Here is a 7,877-nt window from a genome sequence, read left to right on the forward strand (position 1 = left end):
GGCCCCTCCCTGTGGAGGTGCCGCCCGCCTCGTGCGTTCCACCTTGTGCGGCCCCTGATCCGCTCCTCGTCTCACCCGAAGTCGTTCGTTGAATGAGAAGCAAGGAAACCCTACCCTGCGCCACCAACCCATAAGTGATACGGTCAAAGAACAACTAATGGATTCACGTGCTGAAATGCACGCCCGACCCTGCCCCATACGCATCGCCCGGACGCCCGCATCCAGCACGCCACAACTTCTATAACGAACACGGGTGAACAATGACTGAGAACGTACACAACGACTGGGACCTCCGAAGCGAAGAAGTGCAGAAAGACCAGGTAGCCGCCTACGACGCAATGCGCCGCCGCTGCCCCGTCGCCCACGACGAATTCATGGGCTACTCCGTCTTCAAAAACGCTGACGTACAGCACGTACTTGACCACCCCGAAATCTACTCCAACGTCGTCTCCACCCGCCACATCGCCGTCCCCAACGGCATGGACGCACCCGAACACACCACCTTCCGCGCCGTCAACGACAAGTACTTCACCCCCGAACGCCTCGAAAAGTTCGCACCCGTCATCCGTGACGCCGTGAAGGCCCTCATCGCAGAACTGCCCCGCGGCGAAGAAGTAGACGTCATGCAGGGCTTCGGCCAGGCCTACGCAATGCGCGTGCAGAACGCCTTCATGGGCTGGCCCGCATGCCTCGAACAGCCCCTCACCGAATGGATCGAAAAGAACCGCGTCGCCACCCTGCGCCGCGACCGCGAAGAAATCGCTAAGGTCGCCCTCGAATTCGACGGCTACATCCGCCAGCTGCTCGACGAACGCCGCGAGGACGCCGCAGCCGGCAACCCCAAGGACGTCACCGCCGAACTGCTCACCGACACCGTGCAGCTGCCCGGCGAAGAACCCCGCACCATGACCGACGAAGAAATCGTCAGCCTCATCCGCAACTGGACCGTGGGCGAGCTGTCCACCGTCTCCGCAACCGTGGGCGTATTCGTCAACTTCCTGGCACGTAACCGCGCCGAGCAGGACCGCCTGCGCGCCTCCCTCGCCGACGGCAACGCACTCGACGACCGCAGCGAAATCGCCCTCGCCGTCGAAGAAATCATGCGACTCGAAGACACCCTCGTCACCAACCGCCGCATCACCACGCAGGACACCGAACTCGGCGGCCGCACCCTGCCCGCCGGCTCCCGCGTGACCATCAACTGGGCAAGTGCCAACCGCGACGAGGACGCCTTCGAAGACGCCCTCACCTACAACCCGCACCGCGACCAGTCCCGCAACCTCGTGTACGGCGACGGCATCCACGTCTGCCCCGGCGCGCCCCTGGCACGCCTGGAGCTGCGCATTCTGCTTGAGGAGCTGCTGCGCGGCACCGAGTCCATCGAGATCGCGGACGAGAGTGAGAAGCCCGCAACCGTGAACGCCGTGTACCCGGTCTCCGGCTACTCGGTCGTGCGCGCTATCTTCAACTAGGCACGCTCCAGCCGTACAAAGTGCGAGGCGCCGAACCCCTGAGAGTGGGGGTCGGCGCCTCGCGCTGTTAAGAGTAAATATAAGAGTGAATAGTAGGGGAGTGGTGGCTGCTATCAGCCGCTCACTATAGATAAAACGGAATATTCCCCAGAGCCTATATTCCCTAGCGGCTATATAGGCTAGTGGACTATCCAAAAAGCTGAATTTAGCGGCCGGAACTCGTCGCCGAAGGCTGCACCGAAGAACCCGCAGAACCGCTCGCAGAGGGGCGAGTCGAAGCACTCGCAGAAGCAGAAGCCTCCGCTGCCGCTGATGCCGACTCCTCAGCCGACAGCGGCGTACCATCCGCATGAACACCAGCCATCGCCGGAGTCACACCATTCACGAAGCTCAACTCCGCCTGCTTGAACTGGTGCTCAGGGGAGCAGGTCAGCTTGTACTTCGAATTCGCCAGCTCGCGAATCGTCTTCACATAATTCTGAGTCTCCTCATACGGGGGAACACCGCCGTACTTCTCCACAGAACCCGGACCCGCGTTATAGCCGGCGAGAACCACATCCTGCAGCTCATCCTCATTGGAGGCGTACTTAGCCAAGCGAGTACGCAACTCAGCCAAATAACGTGCCTGCGCCGCAATCGCATCGTGCGGGTTCAGAACATTACCGCCATTGCCGAAGCTGTAGTGGTCGCCGCTCCACGCATCATCAGTGAACTGTGCAATACCCTTAGCGCCCTGGTTGGACACAACGCCCACACGCCAGTGGCTCTCAGTCTCAATCTGCGCTGCCATCACACCAGGACGGAAACCCGACACCTTAGAGCCCTCCTCAAAATCGGATCGGAGAGCCGCCGGAGCATACGAAAGCTCCGTCATACCGCAATAGTCGTCATAGGTGGCTGCCAGGCCGGCAACACCGCCACCCAAAAGAACCGCAGAGGCAATAATCTGCCAATGCGCAAGTGCCCCGGCGAGAAAGCGAAGCGGGAAAGCTTTACGCTGCCGAGGAGAAGTCTGTGCGTCCGCCGAAGCGGAGGTGTGGTTGTTGGCGCCCGTAGCGCTGCGCTCGGAAGAGGCGCTCGAAGTGCTATCTGCCATTCCTATAGAGTAGCGCACCATGCCCGCTCCTGGCTAAGAAAAGTTCGCCCATGAGGCTATAAGCATAGTTTGCCGATGCGGCTGCAGGCTCCTGCCGGGGTGCGTGCGGGGCTCTATACGGGCGCAGAAAGACAGTGTAGAAAGACCCCACCCGGCGCATCCAATCCAATAAGGATGCACCGGGCGGGGTCAACCTCTCACGGGGCGCTAGAAGCCCCTAGGGTGAGTGTTTAGCGGGCAGCCACTACTAGCGGTCGGTCACCACGATCTTGCCGGCGGCACCGCGCTCCATCTCCGAGAAGGAGTGGTTCACGAACGTGTACGTGCCAGACTCCAAGAACTCCATCTCCACGAAGCCGCCCTGAGCGGGCGCCAGATCCAGCGCCTGGCTGTGGCCGTCACGGCTACCGAACGCATCCACGCCGCGGCGCATCAGGTAGCCGCCCTCCTTGTAGACCGTGTCGAACTGCGAACCGACCACGTGGAAGCTCGTGCCGTGGTTCGGGCCAGCAGCCATCACCCAAATACGAATGCGCTCGCCCTTCTTCACCTGCAGCGGCTTCGCCTTGTACTGGGTTGCGTGGCCGTTGAACATGGTCAGCGTGGGGGTGCCCGCCGCAATCAGTTCCGGCGAGTTCTCCGCCAGCTTGTTGCCGTCGGAGGCGGTCTGACCGGTGTCGTGCAGGTACGCCTCGCCCTGAACCATCACGTACTCATGATCGACCGGGTCAAGGTCGGCAGGGTCAATGATGACCGCACCGTACATACCCTGGGTCATGTGCAGGCTCAGCGGGGCGGTACCGCAGTGGTACAGCCAGATACCGGCGGCCTTCGCCTCAAAACGGTAGACGAGACGCTCACCGGGGGCGATGGTCTTCATCGTGTTATCGGGGGAGACCATGCCCGCGTGGAAGTCCAGCGAGTGACCCATCGTGCCGTTATTGATGAGTGTAATTTCAAAAATATCGCCGACCTTGCCGCGCAGAATCGGTGCCATGTTCTGCCCGTTGAACGTCCACATGTGGACGGTCACGCCGGGCGCCACCTCGCGGTCGACTTCCTGAACTTCCAGGGTGACCTTGCGGACGGTCTTACCGTTCACCTGCTCGGCGGTGTTCGGCGCCGGGATGTTCGGATCGCGGTACTGGTAGCCGCTGCCGGGCGCCGCGGTCATGTCAATATTGCTGTTCGCAACGGTCATGAGGGTCGGGGTGCTACTCGACGCGGCATGGTTGTGGGTAGCCTGGTTACCCTGCGCCACCTGGTTTGCGGAGGCGCCGGTCGCCTTCACCTTGAACACCATGCCCAGGGAGCGGTGACCCGCCACGGAGCAGTAGCCTTCCTGGTCGGCGGTAATGATACCGGCGTCAACGGTTTTCGTTTCGCCGGGGTTGATAACGCCGGTGGTTGCGCCGTTGTCAAAGGTCAGGTCGTGGGTCATGCCCTCATCGTCGTTGGTGACCTCGACGACCAGGCGGTTACCGGCGGGCACCTCCACCTCGGCGGGGGTGAAACGGTAGTTGCTGGTCGCCTTCACCTGCACGGTGGTGGTCTGACCGGTCGCCGCCACGGAACCAGCCGAAGAAACCGACGGCAGGTTCAACGCAGACGGGTTCACCGCAAAGCCCAGCAGGAATGCCATAGCAACCGCGAGTGCCGCCTGGAAGCTCTGCTTGGCGTGCGGGATGGGTGCGGGGGCCAGCGCCTCCTGGTCGAAGGTGGGCTTCTCGCCGCGGGCACGCGCCTCGAAGATTGCCTTGCGGGTGCTCACCGAAACCTTCACGCCACGCACCATCAGCGGAATGAACGCCGCCAACGCCAGCGCGCCCACAATAGCGACCGCCATCTTAATGGACTGACCCACCACGGAGCTGGGCAGCATGAAAACAATGAGCGACAGGTTCACGGCGGTCACGCGACCGGCAGCGAAACGGCTGAACTCCTTGTTGGAGGCGCGCACCACCGTCGGGCCGCCGCCCATGCGCTGGGGGAGCAGGTAGCTCATTGCGCCGAGCAGCACCTGCAGCAGGAAGCCCACCACGAAGATGGGGGTGACAGCGCGTACGTCCAGCTGCGCGAACGGGGTGGTTGCCACCAGGTAGGCGGTGGTTGCCACGCCAACAATCAGCCAGAGGAAGCCCATGCCGACGCTCATCGGCGGGTACTCGGTGGGGCGCTTGGTGCGCAGGGTACGCACCATCACCCAGGCGACAATGAGCAGGCCGAGCAGGTAGACGACTAGGCCCGCGGCAGCGAGCGGACGCATCCCAAATATTGCGCCGACAAGGGTCAACACCAAGCCGCCGCACATCAGGTACAGGGCGCGCAGGCTGTGGGTGAGCGCCTTATCAACCATCTTCGTGCGCAGCATGGTCGGCCAGAAGGTCACCAGCGTACCCACCACGGTAATACCGACGAAGCCGAGCACGTTCACGACCTCGTGGGCAAGCAAGAACTGCGAATGCAGGGTGCCCTTCAGGTTCGGGTAGGCAATCATCGCACCAAAAGTCGCCCCGAGAGGTAGCATGAGCGCCGCCGCAATATAGAAGCGAATCGTCACACCGAACCGCGAGGGCAGAGCCTGACGCACCTGCTTGAGCAGGTACAGGGCGTGCCAGGCGACCATGGTAGCCACAATGAGCGCACCAACCACCGTGGCGGCGTACAGGCCGGGCACGCTCAGCTGACCGATCATGCCGACCATGAGCACGAGAATACCGGCGTTCAGGATGAAGATGCGGCGCACCTGAGTGCCGCGTGCTTCGTCGGGGATTTTGATCTTCATGAGCGCTTCGGTGAAGTGCTGCGACCAAATCAGAATCGAGTTCGTAATCAGGCCGAGGGTGACAATGTGCACCATCAGCCAGCCGCTATTGGGAATGAACTTATGCAGCAGAAGCGCACCGATAAGCACAAACATCCAGTGTGAGACAGGCTTGGAGGCGCGACGATGCCACGTACCGCGACCGGATGCGCGGCGTGCAACCTCTTCGGGGTTAAGGTTCGTGCCGGGCGCATCAGCCGGGCGCATGCCGATGCTCAGGCCGGAGGAGCCGCCTCCGGAGACGCGTGCGGGCTTACCGCCCGTGTTCTCGCCTTCGGGTGGGGTGCCGAGATGTTCACTCACGTGATCACTGCTTTCACTGCTGGTTGTTCGTGGACGTCGGTGTGTGGGTTGGCATCCGGCGCCCCTGCGTTGGGGTGGGCCCTACGTTGGGGTAGTCGGAGTGCCAATAAGCCCATTATATTGCCCCGGTAGTACCAATTTTGAAGACATTACGTGCATATGAAGGCGGCTCATACCGTGATAGTTGTGCTTGCGCGTTCGAGTGAATCTGCTCCTGTGAATCTTCTCCCCAATGCACCCTTCACAGGTGCACGCGATAAACTATTAGGATTCCAAAATCAGATGCCCGCCCACTCTCAGCGCGCGCATCTGCCGACACCAAGGTAAGGACAAGCACCTCGTGGCAAGGACTGACTCCACCACCCCCATCTGGGGAAAAATCGCTATTGCGGCACTCATTCTCATCATTGGCGGTGGATACGTCGTCAAAATGCTCATCGACCCCTTGAGCGGTATGGACTTTTCCATTTACCGTCTGGGCGCGATGACCATTTTCGATAACGAGGGCTTTACCCAGGAGCTGTACTCCCCGACCCTGAATGACCACGGCATCATCAAGCCGCCGTTCACGTACCCGCCGTTCGCGGCGATGCTGTTTTTGCCGTTCGCGTTCATGCCCCTGGAAGTCGGCAAGGTCATTATGATTGTCGGTTCGGCTGTGGTGGCGTGGTGGATTTCCACGATCATTTACAACTACGTGAATGCGCGCGGCCGCGAACTGCCCCTGCAGCAGTACTTTGGTCGTGCCGGCACGATTGCGGTGCTGACCATTCTGGTGGTTTCGGCCGGCCCGTGGCAGCGCACCCTGGATCTGATTCAGATTAACCCGTTCATTACGGCGCTGATCCTTGCCGATTTTGTGCGCCCGGCGACCCGCGTGCCGCGCGGTGTGCTGATCGGTATTGCGGGTGGCGTGAAGCTGACCCCGCTCGTGTTTGGTCTGATTCTGCTGGTCCGCCGCGACTGGAAGGGCATTGCGACCCTGGGCGCGACGTTCTTCGGTACCGTTGCGCTGGGTTTCATTCTGATGCCTAAGGACGCGTCGGAGTTCTGGTTCTCCGCGCTGACGAACCCCTCGCGTGTGGGTGGCCTGAACTATGTGGACAACGTCTCGATTCAGGGCTGGCTACTGCACTTCGGTCTGTCCGAGAGCGCCGCGAAGCCTGTCTACTACGCCCTGGCACTGGTCACGATTGTGCTGACCGCCGCGCTGCTGTACCAGCTGGAACGCCGCGGTGCCGCGCTGGCGCAGGTGGCGGTGACCGCCTCCCTGATGGTGGCGCTGTCGCCGATTAGCTGGTCGCACCACAACGTGTTGCTGCCCCTGCTGGTTGCCGTGTTTATCATGGATGCGTTCCCCACCTATTTTGCGGTTCAGCCGGCGTGGTTGCGCGTGACGGCGACCGTGTTCGCGGTGGTTGCGGTGCTGGGTCTGTATATTTCTCCGATTAATATTGCGTCGTTGCTTCAGGGCACCTCTGACGGTTTGGAGCAGCTGGCTCCGGGTGTGTTGGCGGTTTCGGCTATTCCGGAGTTCTGCCTGTGGGTGACGATGATGCTCTGGTCGGTTGCTGCCCTGAGCGCGCCGGTGCGTGGCGCGAAGGTTGAGCCCGTGCAGTACGGTTCCGTGCGTAGCGACGCGCCGCTGGGCTGGTGGGGCGCCCGTGCCCTGGTGGCTGAGAGCGCCGAATCTGTGCGTGCGGCTGCTTCTCGGGAGGCGACCGCGTGAGCCGCGTGAGTCGCGAAAAGAATCTCGAAAAGAATACCGAGGCGGTAGCGCCTATCATCCCGTGGGCTTCGGCATCTTCCGCGGTTGCGGAACCGGCCGTTGAGAGTGCCGCAGAGGTACCCGAAGTCTCGGCAACCGCCAAAGAAACCGCTAAGGGAACAACTGCAGAGCCCACACAACCTGCGCGTCTTAGCTTCTTTGACCGCATCCCCGGTCTGCGTAGCGGCGCTCTCTGGGCGCACCTGCTGTTCATCCTGGTTGCCCTCTACGCCTTCGACTACGTGACGTACGCGGCGGCTGACGATATTTACGTCTACCGCCTGGGCGCTGTCTCCCTGGCGGACGGCCCGGACGGCTACCAGCTGTACACCTTCCGCACGCGCGGCCTGCCGTTCACCTACCCGCCGTTTGCGGCGCTGCTCTTCTACCCGCTCGCGTTCCTCACCGAACCGC

General features: G+C 61.9%; 4 protein-coding genes and 1 pseudogene. 3 read left to right on the forward strand and 2 right to left on the reverse strand.

The annotated features are described in order from the left end of the window. Positions 1-260: 260 nt before the first annotated feature. Complete coding sequence (locus tag Q0216_RS04770; protein WP_049327433.1) at positions 261-1,472, forward strand: cytochrome P450; 1,212 nt, start codon at positions 261-263, stop codon at positions 1,470-1,472. Positions 1,473-1,677: 205 nt separating this feature from the next. Here the strand turns inward: Q0216_RS04770 and Q0216_RS04775 are convergent, their stop codons facing one another. Beyond that, positions 1,678-2,568, reverse strand: a complete 891-nt coding sequence (locus Q0216_RS04775; protein WP_298593341.1) for a lytic transglycosylase domain-containing protein — start codon at positions 2,566-2,568, stop codon at positions 1,678-1,680. 247 nt (positions 2,569-2,815) lie between these two features. Beyond that, entirely contained in the window at positions 2,816-5,695 is a 2,880-nt protein-coding gene (locus Q0216_RS04780) for a multicopper oxidase domain-containing protein (RefSeq protein WP_298593343.1), read from the reverse strand. Positions 5,696-6,035: 340 nt separating this feature from the next. Between Q0216_RS04780 and Q0216_RS04785 the strand changes: the two genes are divergently transcribed. Next, positions 6,036-7,424: a glycosyltransferase family 87 protein gene (locus tag Q0216_RS04785; protein WP_298593345.1), complete on the forward strand. Its 1,389-nt coding sequence runs from the start codon at positions 6,036-6,038 to the stop codon at positions 7,422-7,424. After that, a pseudogene (locus Q0216_RS04790) lies at positions 7,421-7,877 on the forward strand (sugar transporter); the annotation flags it as partial. The gene Q0216_RS04785 and the pseudogene Q0216_RS04790, both read left to right, overlap by 4 nt.

Origin of the sequence: uncultured Rothia sp., from assembly GCF_937976295.1 — a bacterium.
In the GTDB taxonomy this organism is placed as follows: domain Bacteria; phylum Actinomycetota; class Actinomycetes; order Actinomycetales; family Micrococcaceae; genus Rothia.